Origin of the sequence: Thermosipho ferrireducens (assembly GCF_017358165.1) — a bacterium.
Taxonomy (GTDB): Bacteria; Thermotogota; Thermotogae; order Thermotogales; family Fervidobacteriaceae; genus Thermosipho_B; species Thermosipho_B ferrireducens.
In genome coordinates, this window is the sequence record NZ_CP071446.1 from 1,138,365 (window position 1) to 1,152,325 (window position 13,961).

General features: G+C 34.1%; 14 protein-coding genes, 2 tRNA genes and 1 other RNA gene. 12 read left to right on the forward strand and 5 right to left on the reverse strand.

The window, feature by feature from the left end; all coding sequences use genetic code 11:
- From JYK00_RS05655 to JYK00_RS05705, 11 genes are all read left to right on the forward strand, one after another.
- Positions 1 to 555 carry a glycerol-3-phosphate responsive antiterminator gene (locus tag JYK00_RS05655; protein WP_207565956.1) on the forward strand — a complete coding sequence of 185 codons (555 nt, stop codon included), beginning with the start codon at positions 1 to 3 and terminating at the stop codon, positions 553 to 555.
- A 58-nt stretch (positions 556 to 613) separates the two neighbouring features.
- Positions 614 to 703: transfer RNA gene (locus JYK00_RS05660), tRNA-Ser, on the forward strand.
- 36 nt (positions 704 to 739) lie between these two features.
- A tRNA-Arg gene (locus tag JYK00_RS05665) sits at positions 740 to 816 on the forward strand.
- A gap of 213 nt (positions 817 to 1,029) precedes the next feature.
- Positions 1,030 to 2,346, forward strand: coding sequence for an alkaline phosphatase (locus JYK00_RS05670; RefSeq protein WP_207565957.1), 1,317 nt, complete (start codon positions 1,030 to 1,032; stop codon positions 2,344 to 2,346).
- Between the two features lie 512 nt (positions 2,347 to 2,858).
- Positions 2,859 to 3,110, forward strand: coding sequence for a hypothetical protein (locus JYK00_RS05675; protein WP_207565958.1), 252 nt, complete (start codon positions 2,859 to 2,861; stop codon positions 3,108 to 3,110).
- A gap of 121 nt (positions 3,111 to 3,231) precedes the next feature.
- Positions 3,232 to 4,146, forward strand: coding sequence for a copper ABC transporter substrate-binding protein (locus JYK00_RS05680; RefSeq protein WP_207565959.1), 915 nt, complete (start codon positions 3,232 to 3,234; stop codon positions 4,144 to 4,146).
- Between the two features lie 401 nt (positions 4,147 to 4,547).
- Positions 4,548 to 5,534 carry an AmmeMemoRadiSam system radical SAM enzyme gene (gene amrS / locus JYK00_RS05685; RefSeq protein WP_207565960.1) on the forward strand — a complete coding sequence of 329 codons (987 nt, stop codon included), beginning with the start codon at positions 4,548 to 4,550 and terminating at the stop codon, positions 5,532 to 5,534.
- Complete coding sequence (locus tag JYK00_RS05690) at positions 5,507 to 6,574, forward strand: FAD:protein FMN transferase (RefSeq protein WP_207565961.1); 1,068 nt, start codon at positions 5,507 to 5,509, stop codon at positions 6,572 to 6,574. Before amrS ends, JYK00_RS05690 begins: the two co-directional genes overlap by 28 nt.
- Positions 6,575 to 6,590: 16 nt before the next feature.
- Positions 6,591 to 6,938, forward strand: coding sequence for a YbaB/EbfC family nucleoid-associated protein (locus JYK00_RS05695; RefSeq protein WP_207565962.1), 348 nt, complete (start codon positions 6,591 to 6,593; stop codon positions 6,936 to 6,938).
- A gap of 17 nt (positions 6,939 to 6,955) precedes the next feature.
- Positions 6,956 to 7,636, forward strand: coding sequence for a rhomboid family intramembrane serine protease (locus JYK00_RS05700; protein WP_207565963.1), 681 nt, complete (start codon positions 6,956 to 6,958; stop codon positions 7,634 to 7,636).
- A gap of 15 nt (positions 7,637 to 7,651) precedes the next feature.
- Positions 7,652 to 8,734, forward strand: a complete 1,083-nt coding sequence (locus JYK00_RS05705) for a hypothetical protein (RefSeq protein ID WP_207565964.1) — start codon at positions 7,652 to 7,654, stop codon at positions 8,732 to 8,734.
- Positions 8,735 to 8,736: 2 nt separating this feature from the next.
- On the opposite strand, the gene fliI is transcribed toward JYK00_RS05705, so the two are convergent.
- The 5 genes from fliI to rnpB form a co-directional block, all read right to left on the reverse strand.
- Positions 8,737 to 10,059, reverse strand: coding sequence for a flagellar protein export ATPase FliI (gene fliI, locus JYK00_RS05710; RefSeq protein ID WP_207565965.1), 1,323 nt, complete (start codon positions 10,057 to 10,059; stop codon positions 8,737 to 8,739).
- The gene (locus JYK00_RS05715) at positions 10,052 to 10,735 is read right to left on the reverse strand and encodes a FliH/SctL family protein (protein WP_207565966.1); all 684 of its coding nucleotides are present in this window, start codon (positions 10,733 to 10,735) and stop codon (positions 10,052 to 10,054) included. Before JYK00_RS05715 ends, fliI begins: the two co-directional genes overlap by 8 nt.
- Positions 10,736 to 10,810: 75 nt before the next feature.
- Entirely contained in the window at positions 10,811 to 12,031 is a 1,221-nt protein-coding gene (gene ackA / locus JYK00_RS05720; RefSeq protein ID WP_207565967.1) for an acetate kinase, read from the reverse strand.
- A 28-nt stretch (positions 12,032 to 12,059) separates the two neighbouring features.
- Positions 12,060 to 12,995 (reverse strand): class II fructose-1,6-bisphosphate aldolase, encoded by a 936-nt coding sequence (gene fba / locus JYK00_RS05725; RefSeq protein WP_207565968.1) that lies wholly within the window; start codon positions 12,993 to 12,995, stop codon positions 12,060 to 12,062.
- 67 nt (positions 12,996 to 13,062) lie between these two features.
- An RNA gene (gene rnpB, locus JYK00_RS05730) (RNase P RNA component class A) lies at positions 13,063 to 13,410 on the reverse strand.
- Positions 13,411 to 13,489: 79 nt separating this feature from the next.
- Here rnpB and JYK00_RS05735 point away from each other — a divergent pair.
- A complete protein-coding gene (locus tag JYK00_RS05735) occupies positions 13,490 to 13,960 on the forward strand; it encodes a cell division protein FtsQ/DivIB (protein ID WP_207565969.1) in 471 nt (156 codons plus the stop codon).
- Position 13,961 lies beyond the last annotated feature (1 nt).

Genomic DNA, 13,961 nt, shown 5'->3' on the forward strand with positions numbered 1-13,961 from the left:
ATGCTCCATCCTTTCTCTTATCCGATAGTTCCGGCGATTAGGGATTTGAAAATGATAAAACATCTGAAAAACACATCTGTAAGTTCAGTTTTCATTCTTGAAGGGGATATTTTTAAAATAAAAGAAGCTGTGGAGTTTTTAAAGGGAAATAAAAAGTTTGTGTTTATTCATATTGACCTTGTTCAGGGTATAGGAAAGGATTATGTTGGTGTAAAGCTTGTTAAAGAATTTGTCAAAGCAGATGGAATACTCACTACACGTTCGAATTTAATCGATTTTGGTAAAGAGTTGGGGCTTTTAACTGTTCAGAGAATATTTTTGATAGACTCAAAAGCATTTGAGACAGGAATAGCTCAGGTGAAAAAACATAAATCTAATTTTGTAGAAGTTTTACCGGGATTAATACCAGAGTTTGTAAGTAAAGTGAAAGATAAAATTTTGCAACCAATTGTTTGTGGTGGTTTAGTTCAGACAAAAGAGCAGGTTGAACTCATTCTAAAAGCTGGAGCCATTGGTGTCTCAACTTCAAAAAAAGAATTGTGGAATATTTATTGAGGTCTTGCTTGACATTAAATTGATTTTAAGTTAAAATCTATACGGTAAATGATTATCAGGAGAGGTGGCCGAGTGGTCGAAGGCGCTTGCCTGCTAAGCAAGTGTGGGATTTTTCCCACCGAGGGTTCGAATCCCTCCCTCTCCGCCAGTTGCGGGGGACAGGTTCCCCCATTTTTAAATGTATGTGCCCGTAGCTCAACTGGATAGAGCGTCAGACTGCGGATCTGAAGGTTGGGAGTTCGAATCTCCCCGGGCACGCCATTAGGTGTATTTATAGAATAAAGATCTGACGAAAAACAAAGCCAAATTGGCTTTGTTTTTTTATTTTTCATTGATTATAGGCTATTATGAGTGTTTAATTGGTTATCTTTTGTTCTTTGGGGATATATTTATTATTTATAGTTTTTTATTTTTTCTGTTTAATATGATACAATAAAAGGCTATCCCATACTAAGAAAGTAGGAGGTGGTTCACATGAAAAAATATTTTAGTTTGATTCTTGTGTTATTTGTGTCTATTTTGGTGCTTGCTAATTTTGGAGTAAAAAACGTTATATATTTCATTGGAGATGGGATGGGGATTAATCAGGTTCTTTTAGCAAGCTATATTGAGGGAAAAACTTTGAACATGATGAAAGCACCTTACATTGGTTTGATTACAACATATTCAGCTAATTCTCTGGTAACAGATTCTGCAGCAGCCGGGACTGCATTGGCGGCTGGATTTAAAACGAATAACGGGATGATAGGAATGCTACCCGATGGCACAGTCATTCCATCACTTTTTGAAGTTGTTGCAAAATATGGAGTTAGAACAGGAATAATTTCTACTTCACGTGTCACACATGCTACTCCTGGTGCATTTTATGGTCATGTGAAAAGTCGACGAGATGAGAATACACTTGCAGAACAACTGGTAAACAGTGATTTATATTTAGTCATGGGCGGAGGCTGGAGAAACTTTGTAGCTACAGGTGGAAAACGAAAAGATGGCAAGGATCTTATTGCACTTGCAAAGAAAAAAGGTTTTAATTACATTACAACCAGATCTGAACTCATGGAATACAACGGAGGTAGATTGTTAGCATTATTCTCTTCAAGTCATCTTTCCGCAGCGAGTGAGAGGGCGGGAGAACAGCCCATGTTGTATGAAATGGTTGAAAAGGCTCTTGAAATACTTTCAAAAGATGGGGAGCCATTCTTCTTAATGGTCGAGGGATCTCAAATAGATTGGGAAAGTCATGGAAATGATGCTTATGGAGTCTGGAAAGAGGTTATGGAGTTTGATAAGGCTATAGGTGTAGCTCTTAAGTTCCTGGAAACACATCCTGACACACTTATAGTTATCACTGCTGACCATGAAACAGGTGGGTTAGGTCTTTCTACAGGTGGTTATGCACTTTATGCAGATATGGTAAGAAAGTATCAAAAGACAGCAGATTGGATGGTTAGAAATTATGATGTTGAAAACAAAGAAGAATTTAAAGCAACTGTGAAGAAATTCTTTGGTATTGATTTAACAGAAAACGATATGGCAAGATTAAAAGAAGCGAAATATTCAAGTAATCCTTATATGCTTGGAAATACCCTTGGAAGGATATTGAGTGAGAAAGCACGGATAGGATGGACAACTTATGATCATACTGCTGCTCCAATTCCTGTGTTTGCATTTGGTGCAGGAGCAGAAAACTTTAAAGGTTTCATGGATAATACAGATATTCCAAGAATAATTGCAAAACTTGCTGGTTATTCTTTATCAAGAGAAACATTTGTTGTTGAATCAAGTAAATAAGTTAAGCATATATAATAATAATATAAAATAAAAGACAAAAGAGGGGAGAAACTATTCTTCCCTCTTCTTTTTTATCATATACGTTTCTTGCTATTTTGTTTGCTCATTTTATTTGTGGGGTGAAAAAGTTCTTTTAATACATTTAGTACAGAATATATAATTAAAATATATTAATAAATTTATTTATAAAGTTCAAAAGATTGTATATAATTCTATTGTTTGTATTTTAAGAAGTGTTAATTAACAATAAATTTGTTAGATAAATAGTTTTTTTGATAAGCTGATTTTTATGAAATAAGGATCGATACTATAATGGTGTCATATACGATTATAATGTAAGATATGAGATTTATTTGATCTTCATTAAATCTGAATCATTTATTTTGAAGTTTCTTTTTATTAATCCAAAATTAACTTGACAATATTTTTTTTATTTTACCATAAATATGAATTTAGTTAATAATTATCTTTAAAACAAGAAAATGTTAACATTTTATTTGGGGGTGTTAGAAGTGAAAAGATATGCTTTTTGCTTTTTTATTTTTTTGCTTTTTATATTAAGTGGAGTTGGGTTTTCTGAAAAATTTTCTCTTTATAATTATTTGATAAATAGCAAAGTAAGTATTCTTAGAGAATGTGATGAAAGTTTAACAGAACCTGTTACATATGCTATTTGTGTAAGATATGAAGATTCAGATGGATATTTAGATCAGAATTGTTTTGGAATTTGCACATCGTTCTGCGACACGATAAATAATTTCTGAGGAAAATTAGCCTGTAAGTCCAGCTGTCTGGGAGTTTGTTATAAACCTGAACGAAGATTATGTGTTGAGTATGATACTGTTACAGTATATCCATGTAGAGGAAACTAAAGGGGGGAGATTTATGGAAAATTTAAGAAGATGGTTGTTGCTTTTAATTGTATTTTTGATTACTGGTTTTACATTTTCTGAAACATTTATAGTTGAAAATGATCTTCAAAGAGTGATTAATACAGCAAAAGATGGGGATGTTTTAATATTAAATAATTCTTTTAGTGGAAAAATTGAAATTGTGGGTAAAAGATTGAAGATTGTTGGTAAAAATGAATCTGTGGAATTATCTTTTGTCAGTAGAAATACAGAAAATATTTTTAACGAAAAACCTATAATATATTTGGAAGATGCAACGGTTACATTGGAAAATGTAAAGATAAATGCGTCGAACGTGGTTGGAATCGGAATTTTAAATTCTTCTGTTTATTTAAAAAATGTTACTATCGTATTGAGTAATGGTATAGGAATAGTTTCTGTTAGCGATGAGAAAAACGAAAGTTACGTGAAACTTGAAATGGTTGAAATTATGGCTAAAAAATACAAGAAAGTTTCAGGAAGAAATGTATCATTAATCTTCAATGGTGTAGGAGTTTTAGGTTCATATAACACAACTATTGTTGCAAATAATGTTGAGATTTTGGGAATGAAAAAGGGATTTATTTTAGAAAACACGGAGAGTTACATATTTAACTCCAGTTTTTCTGAAAATGAATTATGTTTAATAATTCTTTCTGGAAATCAAAACATAATAAATAACAAATTTGTGTTAAATGTTCAGGGCATTGTAGCAGCGAATGATTCTAAAGTTTCATTGGTAAATAATCATTTTGATGAGAATAATCAGGATATAGAATTGTTAACAGAAAGTTGTAATAGTTGTCCTAATACGAGAAAATTTACAGGGGTCTTAAAAGGTTATTCAAATGTTTCAGGCATCTTTAGCAATAAAACTAAATTTCCCGCTCATTTTTGGGAGGATATGTAATGGATCAAATTTATGTTCAAAATGGGGAACGAAGTGGCGAAAGAGATGTCATCATAATGAGTGCCAGCGACGAAGGATCTTATTTTACTAATCTCGCCAACACTTGCCAACTTCGCTAATCGTGAGATTGCTCACCTTCCCACTTCTCAGAATGACTATTTTTTCTGTCATTCCGAACGTACGTGAGAAATCTATTTTTTACCAGCTCTCGCTAATTTTGCTAACTCTCGCCAAAAACAAGATTCCTCACACTTCGGGTTCGGAATGACATAAGTAAGGGCCAACACTTGCCAGATTCATATCCGTTTCCTTGATAGAGACGACAAGAATCAAAAATGTTTAAAGAATTCAAGTATGTTATAATTATAATTAAGAGAAAGATTTTAGGGTGGTGTTTTTTTATGAAAAAAATGGCTACTTTTTTTGATGAAAAAGGTGATAAAGTTGTTTGTAATTTGTGTCCGAATCACTGTGTTTTGGGAGACAATGAAGTTGGAGTTTGTAAAGTCAGGTATAGTGAAGATGGCATTCTTTACACGAAAAATTACGGAGATATATCTTCAATAGCCATGGATCCAATAGAAAAAAAGCCTTTGTATCATTTCAAACCTGGAACAAAAATATTGTCTATAGGTACCTGGGGTTGTAATTTTAAATGTGGTTTTTGTCAAAATTGGGAAATTTCCCAGGAAAAACCACCAATTAAAGTTGTTACGCCACAGCAAATAGTTGATATAGCGGTTTCGAGGAATTCATCCGGGATAGCCTACACGTATAGTGAACCAATAGTGTGGTATGAGTTTGTTCTGGACACGTCCAGGTTGGCTGTAAAAAATGGGCTTTATAACGTTCTTATTACCAATGGTTATATAGAACTTGAACCACTTAAGTTGCTTATTCAGAATATTCATGCTATGAATATTGACTTGAAAGGTTCCAATAAAGATTTTTACAGAAAAGAGTGTGGAGGCGATTACGAATCTGTTTTGAAAGTAATAGAATATGCAATAAAATCTGGTGTCTGGGTTGAAGTAACTACTTTGGTTATTCCAGGTAAGAATGATAATGAAGAGGAGCTTATAAACGAATTCAAAGCTCTATCTGACATAAATAAAGATATACCTCTGCATCTTTCAAGGTACTTTCCTTCGTATAACTATGATATTTCTCCTACGTCTATTGAAAAGCTTGAGAGACTTTACGATGTCGCCAAGGAGTTTTTAAACTATGTTTATATTGGAAATATTTTTAATAAAAAGTATGAAACTACATATTGTCCAGAATGTCATTCGGAAATAATATCGCGAGAGGGGTACGATGTTCAAATCAAGAATTTAACAGAGGAGGGGAAATGCAGTATATGCGGCAGAAATATAGCGATAGTATAGTTAGATTAACTCGTTTTTCATTGATTGCGTTGGTGGCAATAATCCTTGTAATTGCAGGGATAATAATGGTAATGTTTTTCAGGAATCCGAAAATGTACAGTGATTTTGAAACATTTTCTTTAGGAACGTACGTTCATTTAAAGATTTCCACTAAAGCGAATCCTTCTATAATTGCCAGAGAAATTTTTGCAGAAATGGATAGAATAACGGATAAATTTAATCCATATAAAGAAGGAAGTGTTTTGTATAATCTTAACCACAGTAATGATTGGTTTGAGGTTGATGATGAGACATTTGCTTTAATTGATCTGGCATTAAGATACGCAAAAATTAGTGAAGGGACATTTGATCCAGCACTTGGAAGGTTAATAAGTTTATGGGGATTTTCAGACTTTACAGAGAAAAAAGCGGAGGGTACAGATTTTTTAATTCCAGATGAAGAGGAACTTGAAAAAGCGTTGGGAATGTCGGGTTATAAGAAAATAGAATTGGATTATAACAGAAGAGCAGTTAAAACAAATGGAGCGTGGATTGATCTTGGTGGAATTGCGAAAGGTTACGCACTTGAAAGAGCATATCAAATAGCTAAATCTGCCGATCCAAAGACGACTGGTTTTATAGAAGCGGGCGGTGACATAAGAATACTGGGGCCAAAATTTGGGAACGACTATTGGATAATTGGTATTAGGAATCCAAGAGGTGACGCAAATGAGAGTATAGATTATATATACGTTAAGAGCGGTGCTATTGCAACAAGTGGTGATTATGAGAGATTTTTTATAAAAGACGGTGTGAGATATCATCACATTATTAATCCAAAAAGCGGAAAACCTGCAAAGTATGCTATAAGTGCTACTGTTATCTCTGATGATGCTATTAAAGCAGATGCTTTTTCGACAGCGGCATTTGTATTGGGGACAAAAGATTGGATTTTTACCCGTACGGTGTTTCCTAAGAATAATACGGAAGTGTTTCTGGTGGCGCCTAATAAAGCTATTTATAAAACAGATGGATTTGAAAGGTATGAAAAAGTTTACTAAAAGGAGGTATATGTAAGTGAAAAAGTTAAAGAGTTTTGGTGGGAAAAATCTGGGAGGAAGAACAAAGCAGTTGAATCAGCTTCAAAAGATTCAGGAGGAAGTTCAGGAAAGAATGAAAAAGGTCGAGGAAAGTTTCTCGCAAATAGAGCTTGAAGTTACAGTTGGTGGAGGAGCAGTTAAGATAATAGCTACGGCTGATAGAAAAATAAAAGAATTAAACATAGATGATGATCTTTACGAGGACAAAGATATGATGAAAGATCTTTTAATTGCTGCGGTTAATGAACTTATGGAAAAGATAGAACAAAAAAGAGAGGAAGAACTTGCAAAAGTAACCCAGGAACTTTTGCCATTTGGTATGTAACAGTAAGAGGTGTAAAGATGACAAGATATACTTACTATTATTTAATTCTTGTAAATGTTCTTGTTCTATTTTTTATGGAAATAACGAAATTTTTTATAAGCAACGAAGTACTCATTTATATGCTTTATGGCGCTCAATATGGACCAGTTGTTTCGAGTGGAGAATGGTACAGGATAGCAACTGCTATGTTTGTTCACGGTGGATTTATACATATAGCGTTTAACATGTACGCGCTATTTTACCTTGGAAGGATAGTTGAGAGTGTTTATGGAACAGATAAATTTCTGAACTTTTATTTTATAACAGGACTTGTTGGTAACCTTGCAACTCACTTATTTTATTATGATTCATTTTCAGTTGGTGCAAGTGGAGCAATATTTGGCCTTGTGGGAGTGTTGTTTGCTGCTGGTTTTAGAAAAGATACTCCATATATGCTTAAACCATTGACGGGAACTGCGTTGTTACCTATTGTAATTGTGAATCTTGTACTTGGTTTCATGCCAGGAACGAATATAAATAATGCTGCTCATATAGGTGGTTTTTTAAGCGGAATGCTTTTGGGATATTTGGTGCCAATATACGGTTATTCTATCAAATTTAATCGATTGTGGAAAATATCAAAATGGGGATTAGTGGGTTTTGAAGTATTGGCCTTCGTACTTTTATTGATTACTGATTTAAAAAACTGGTTAAGATAGGAGGGGAGGGGAATTTTGAAAAAATTTTTTGTGTTTTTTTTGTTGTTTTATACCTTTTTAGTGTGGGGCAATATGTTAGTTTTATTTCATGATAGTGGGATTTATATTTCCACTGTAAGTAACGGTTATGAGATACCTGAAAACTGGGAGCCGTTAACCGTTGATGCTCAAAGGTGGTTTATTGAAACAAAAGAATATAATATGAAATTTGTGCTGGCGACAGTTGATGATTTATCCGGGATTGTAACGGTGGATGATGGTTATTATGTCGATTCTGATGGGAATAAGTATGCTTTCATTGACGGTAATCTTTTTGGGAAGGTTTATCGTCAGGAGAGTAGTAAAAGATATTTATTATTCGACTCTAAAATAGCTACGGCAACTTTTAAAGTTCCATCATTATTTGAGATTTATTATGTTTTAAAAAATGATGAATTGTTTCAGTTTTTTAGAGTGAAAAGTGATGTGGACGAAGCGTTTGTTGTTGCTGTTTTATCACCGGCTGGTGGCTATATTAAGCAAAGAAGCTATGCGATGATGAGTGAAGGAATTAATAGTCTTGGTAAAAAGATTTATATTTTAGGCGAACTTGATGGATTGAAAAATGGAATGAATATTTTAAGAAAGACATTGAAAATAGAACGCGAAGATTATAATTTCGTGTATTTAAACTTTAAAAGTTCAACAAACTCCTGGATACCAGCCCAGCGTATAATTAGACTGAAAACACCAGAACAACTTCCACGGGGAAGAATTGTTGTATGGTCACCTGTAAATGGATATACACTTCCTCTGGATGAAGTTTATTTGCCAGATGTTGAAAGTGAGACAGAAATAAATCTTGGTTCTTCCTGGGAAGGCTGGTATAAATGGCAACTTGAAAAATTGTTAAAGTACAGCCAAAGAACCATGGTAAAAGGTACGCTATTTATAAAAGGAAAGGGTAAGTTTTTAATAAAAATTTCTGGTAATAATATTAAAGATTTAAAGACCAATGCTAACATATTATCCGTAGCTGGAGACTATGCGCTTTTGCAGGTGAATTTAAAGGGTTACGCTAAAATTAATCTGGAATTTAGCGTGGAACATTATTATTGAATTTAAGATAAAGCTTTTTTTGCAAGAGAGATGAGATATTCTACTGTATCATTATATGATATTCTTTCTTCTATTGCTTGTTTTAGAAATCGGTTAATTTCTGGCATCATTTCTATTGATTTATCGATTTTTGGGTTGGTTCCTTTTTTGTAAGCCCCAACGTCTATTAGATCTTTAGCGTCATAGTAAGTTGCCATAAGATCTTTAAGTGTCATTGCAGCATTGATATGCTCAGTGCTAACTATATCTTTCATAAGCCTGCTTACACTCATTAATACATCTATTGCTGGATAGTGAGCCATTTCAGCAAGTTTTCTTGAAAGTATTATGTGTCCGTCCACTATTCCTCGAACTGTGTCTGATATAGGTTCGTTGAAGTCGTCCGCTTCTACCAGTACAGTGTAGATTCCCGTAATGCTTCCTTTATCGGAATTGCCAGCACGTTCTAATATTTTTGGAAGTCCGGCAAACACACTTGGAGTGTATCCTCTTGTTGTTGGTGGTTCGCCTGTAGCCAGGCCGATTTCTCTTTGTGCTATAGCCCATCTGGTGAGTGAGTCGACCATAAGTAGTACGTTATAACCTTTGTCTCTAAAATATTCTGCTATAGCAGTAGCTGTTAGAAGAGCTTTAACTCTTAAAAGTGCTGGTTGATCTGAAGTTGAGACGACGACTACTGATCTTTTTAAACCTTCTTCTTTAAGATCTTTTTCAATAAATTCACGGACCTCTCTACCGCGTTCTCCTATAAGCGATATAACGTTGATATCAGCAGATGTATTTCTGGCTATCATACCCAGAAGTGTGCTTTTCCCAACGCCACTTCCAGCAAATATTCCGATTCTTTGTCCAAGGCCAAGTGTGATAAATCCATCAATTGCACGTACCCCTACAGAAAGTGGTTTAGAAATTCTTTTTCTTATTAAAGGGTTGGGGGCTTCTCGAACTATTGGAACTTTCTCTTTTGTGTATATACTTTTCCCATCCAGCGGCCTGCCAATAGCGTCAATAACTCTTCCAAGTAATTCTTCAGAAACTTTGACATTTAATGTCTCTCCTGTTCTAAGAATTTGACATCCTCGTTTTAATCCGGAAATATCTTCTAAAGGCATCAAAATAACTCCGTTATCCTTAAATCCAACTACTTCTGCGTAAAATTTTTTGTTGTCAGTTACTATTTTGCAAATTTCTCCCAAGAACGCATCTGGCCCTTTTGATTCAATTGTCAAACCTATTATTTTATTAACAGCTCCAATTGTTGAATATGGATTAAACTCTGCCAATGTTTGTTTTAGAAGTTCCATTCTTTTCAAGAGTTTATTCATTCTTAAGCACCTCTTCTATCATTTCCTGCAATAGTTTTTTCTGGAAGCTTAGTGATGTATTTATAATACCGGACTCTGTTTCGACTATAACTCCATTATCTACCTGTGTACTTTCAATTATTTCTATACCTTTATCTTTTATTGAGGATAACAAATCTTCAGGGAGAATTTTTATATCTTCTGGATTAAGAAATATTTTTACCTTGTTCATTGCGATTATGTGATCTAATATTTTTCGCAATTTGCGTTCAGTTACACTGGAATCAATTTGTGTTTCAAGAAACTTGAAAATAACAAGCTCAATAATTTCTTTTAAACTTTTAATTATTGTTTCTATATTTTCATTTAATTTGTTTTCGTATTCTTTGGTTATGTTGTCAATCTGAGTTTTTAATTGTTTTATAAAAGTTTCTTTTTCGTTTTCTTTGCTTGCTATAATTTCATCTGCGGTGTTACGCGCATTGTTTAAAATTTCATTTGACTTTTTTTCGGCATCTTTTATAATTTTCATAGCTTCCTGTTGAGCCGACAAAATAATTTCGTTAGCTTTTTCCTGCGCTTTCTGAATTATTTTTTCGAATTCTTTTTCTTCTTTTTCTTCTTTGGTTTTCAATGTATTTTTTGTATTAATAATTTCGGGTACGTCTAAATATACAAATCTTTTTTTTATTATCATTTTTTCACCTTCTAAATATTATAGATGAAAAAACGCTGGCTGTTTTTACAGCAGCCAGCGAAACTGAAATAATTTTTAATATTCTAATTGTTTTAGACCTTTTTCCACTATTTCTTTTGTATCTCTTGCAATCATCAGCTCTTCGTTAGTTGGAACTACAAGAACAGAAACTTTCGAATCTTGTGTTGATATTATTCTTTCTTCACCTTTTATGTTATTTTTTTCTTTATCGATTTTTATTCCAAGATATCCAAGGTAATTTTCACAAATTTCTTCGCGAGTTATAGGAGAATTCTCTCCTACCCCTGCTGTAAATACTATTGCATCAACGCCATTCATAGCAGCAGCGTAAGCTCCTATGTATTTTGCTATTCTGTATTCGTATATGTCTAATACTAATCTACAAACGGGATCATTTTCAAGAGCTTTGTCTTCAATGTCTCTCATATCAGAACTAAATTGCTTTGTTAGACCATATACTCCACTTTTCTTATTAAGAAGAGTGTATACTTCTTCAGATGTTAATCCTTCTTTTTCCATTAAAAATGTGACAATGGAAGGATCTAAATCTCCGGAACGAGTTCCCATTACTAAACCTTCAAGAGGAGTGAAACCCATGGATGTATCCACGCTTTTTCCATTTTTCACTGCAGCAATGGAAGCGCCATTGCCCAGGTGAACTGTTATAATTTTTGCTTTTGAATAGTCTAATCCGAGTATTTCGGCTGCTCTTCTTGAAACATATCTATGACTTGTTCCATGGAATCCATAACGTCTGACTTTATATTTTTCGTAATATTCATATGGTATTGCATAAAGAAAGGCTTTCTCCGGCATTTTTGCGTGAAATGCTGTGTCAAATACTCCTACATTTGGAACCTCAGGGAGTAATTTCATAATTGCTTTTATGCCCATTAAGTTTGGTGGATTGTGTAGGGGAGCAAGGTAAGAAAATTCTTCTATTGCATTGATAACTTCTTCATCGATTAAAACAGAACCGACAAATTTTTCTCCACCATGTACTACTCTATGTCCAACAGCATCAATTTCAGTGTAATCTTTTATGGCTCCGACTTTTTCATCTTTAAGAAGCTCTAGCACATATTTTAGAGCTTCCTCATGATTGGGCATAGGTTTTTCGAAAATAAATTTTTCACCAGATTTTTTGTGAACAATTCTACTCCCAGGAATTCCTATACGTTCTGCTAAACCCTTACAGAGAACCTTTTCACCATCCATATCTAAAAGCTGATATTTTATTGAGGAGCTACCACTGTTTACAACTAATATTTTCATGTTTTTTCCTCCTTTTTTATTTTATAAATTAGGCTTTTCCAGCAGCCCCTAAGAATTCTAATCTGTCCATTACAACTTCTTTTACAAAGTTCATTCCTTCTTTAAAATATTTTCTTGGATCAAATTCTTTAGGATTTTCTTTTAGATGTTTTCTTAAACCGGCAACAAATGCAATTCTTAAATCGGTATCGGTGTTAACTTTATTTATTCCAAGTTTGACGCATTTTTTAATCTCTTCTGCTGGTACACCTTTTGCTCCCCCAAGATTCGCTTCAAATTCTTCTGCGAGTTTTACATACTTTTCAGGAACGCTTGAAGCTCCATGCAAAACAAGTGGAATTCCTGTCAATTCTTTAACTCTTTTGAGCCTTTCAAAGTCAAGTTTTGCTTCTCCTTTAAATTTGAAGGCTCCATGACTTGTTCCTATAGCAGGAGCAAGAAAGTCCACACCTGTTTCTTCTACAAATATCTTTGCTTCTTCAGGATCAATTAGTACATTTTTCTCAGCTGAGACATTATCTTCTATACCTGCGAGTTGACCTAACTCAGCTTCTACGGATATACCCGATGCGTGTGCCCACTTAACAACTTCTTTGGTTATTTTTAAGTTTTCTTTGAAAGGTTCATGAGAGGCATCTATCATAACAGAAGAATATCCTGCTCGTATAGCTGCAGCTATGAATTCCATGTGCTTGCCGTGGTCAAGATGTAGAGCTATTGGAATATTAACGGTTTCAGCAAACTCTCTAACCATTTTGACGAATAATCTGGCACCTCTGTAGATATCACCGTTGCCAGCATATTTTATAGCTCCTTCACTGGTTTCAATAATTACGGGAGCATTTTTTTCAACTGCACCTTCAATGATTTTCATAAGAAACTCTAAATTATTAATATTGAAGGCTGGAACAGCGTAAAACTCTTTACTTGCTTTGTTCAAAATTTCCTTTGTGCTAACGTACATAAAAGCATCCCCTCCTTCTTTATGTAAATAACTTTCTCTCACCTGTATTATAACATGAGATACAAAAAAAGAGAGTGGAGCGATAAGCCGGATTCTGTTTTGTAGGGCATCTATCTAAGAGATCCGTTACCGAGTCTCTTAAGCAGCCTACCCGGGATATAGGCGGAGCCACCCAATCCCTGCTTGGCCTTGCTCCGGATAGGGGTTGCCAAGCGCATGGATTGCTCCATGCCTGGTGAGCTCTTACCTCACCTTTCCACCCTTACCTGCTCTTTAAGCAGGTGGTTTCCGTTTCTATGGCCCTTTCCGAGGATCACTCCTCCCGGAAGTTATCCGGTATCCTGCCCACGGAGTCCGGACTTTCCTCGACTATCTGTTTTTTAATTCAGATAGCCGCGCCCTACCGCTCCACTCTCAACTGCAACTTTGATGTATTTTGTGTTAAAATATATGTGTTGTATGGTAAAATATTCTCAAATTTAAAATGGTGATATATGAAAAAGTATGTATTTTTGATTGTAATAATTTTTTTTATATTATCTTTAAATTTTGTTTTCGAGTTTAAAAAATACAATGTTAGAATAGAATCCGCAAGACCATTTTGTATTTTACCATATAATGGGAAATCGTGGATAGTTGACAGTAATGGAAAAATTATTGACGTTATGGCTTTTCCTCAATATGATAAGTTATTCGTTCTTAGAATCCCTCAGGAAGATTTGAATTTGGTTACAGGAAGGATTAATGAAAAGTATTTACAATTGTTACCAGAGAGTGTGCCGGAATTTATTTTTGAAGTTGATTTTGTTAACAGCAGGCTTATTTTGTTGAATAGTGCAGTTGTATATTTTTCAAATTCATATAAACTCCGCGAATATATAGAAAGTTTAAAACTTTTATACCATTATACAGAAAGTGGTTCTCATTATTATATCAAAAATAATAAACTTATTAAAGTGAGGTGAA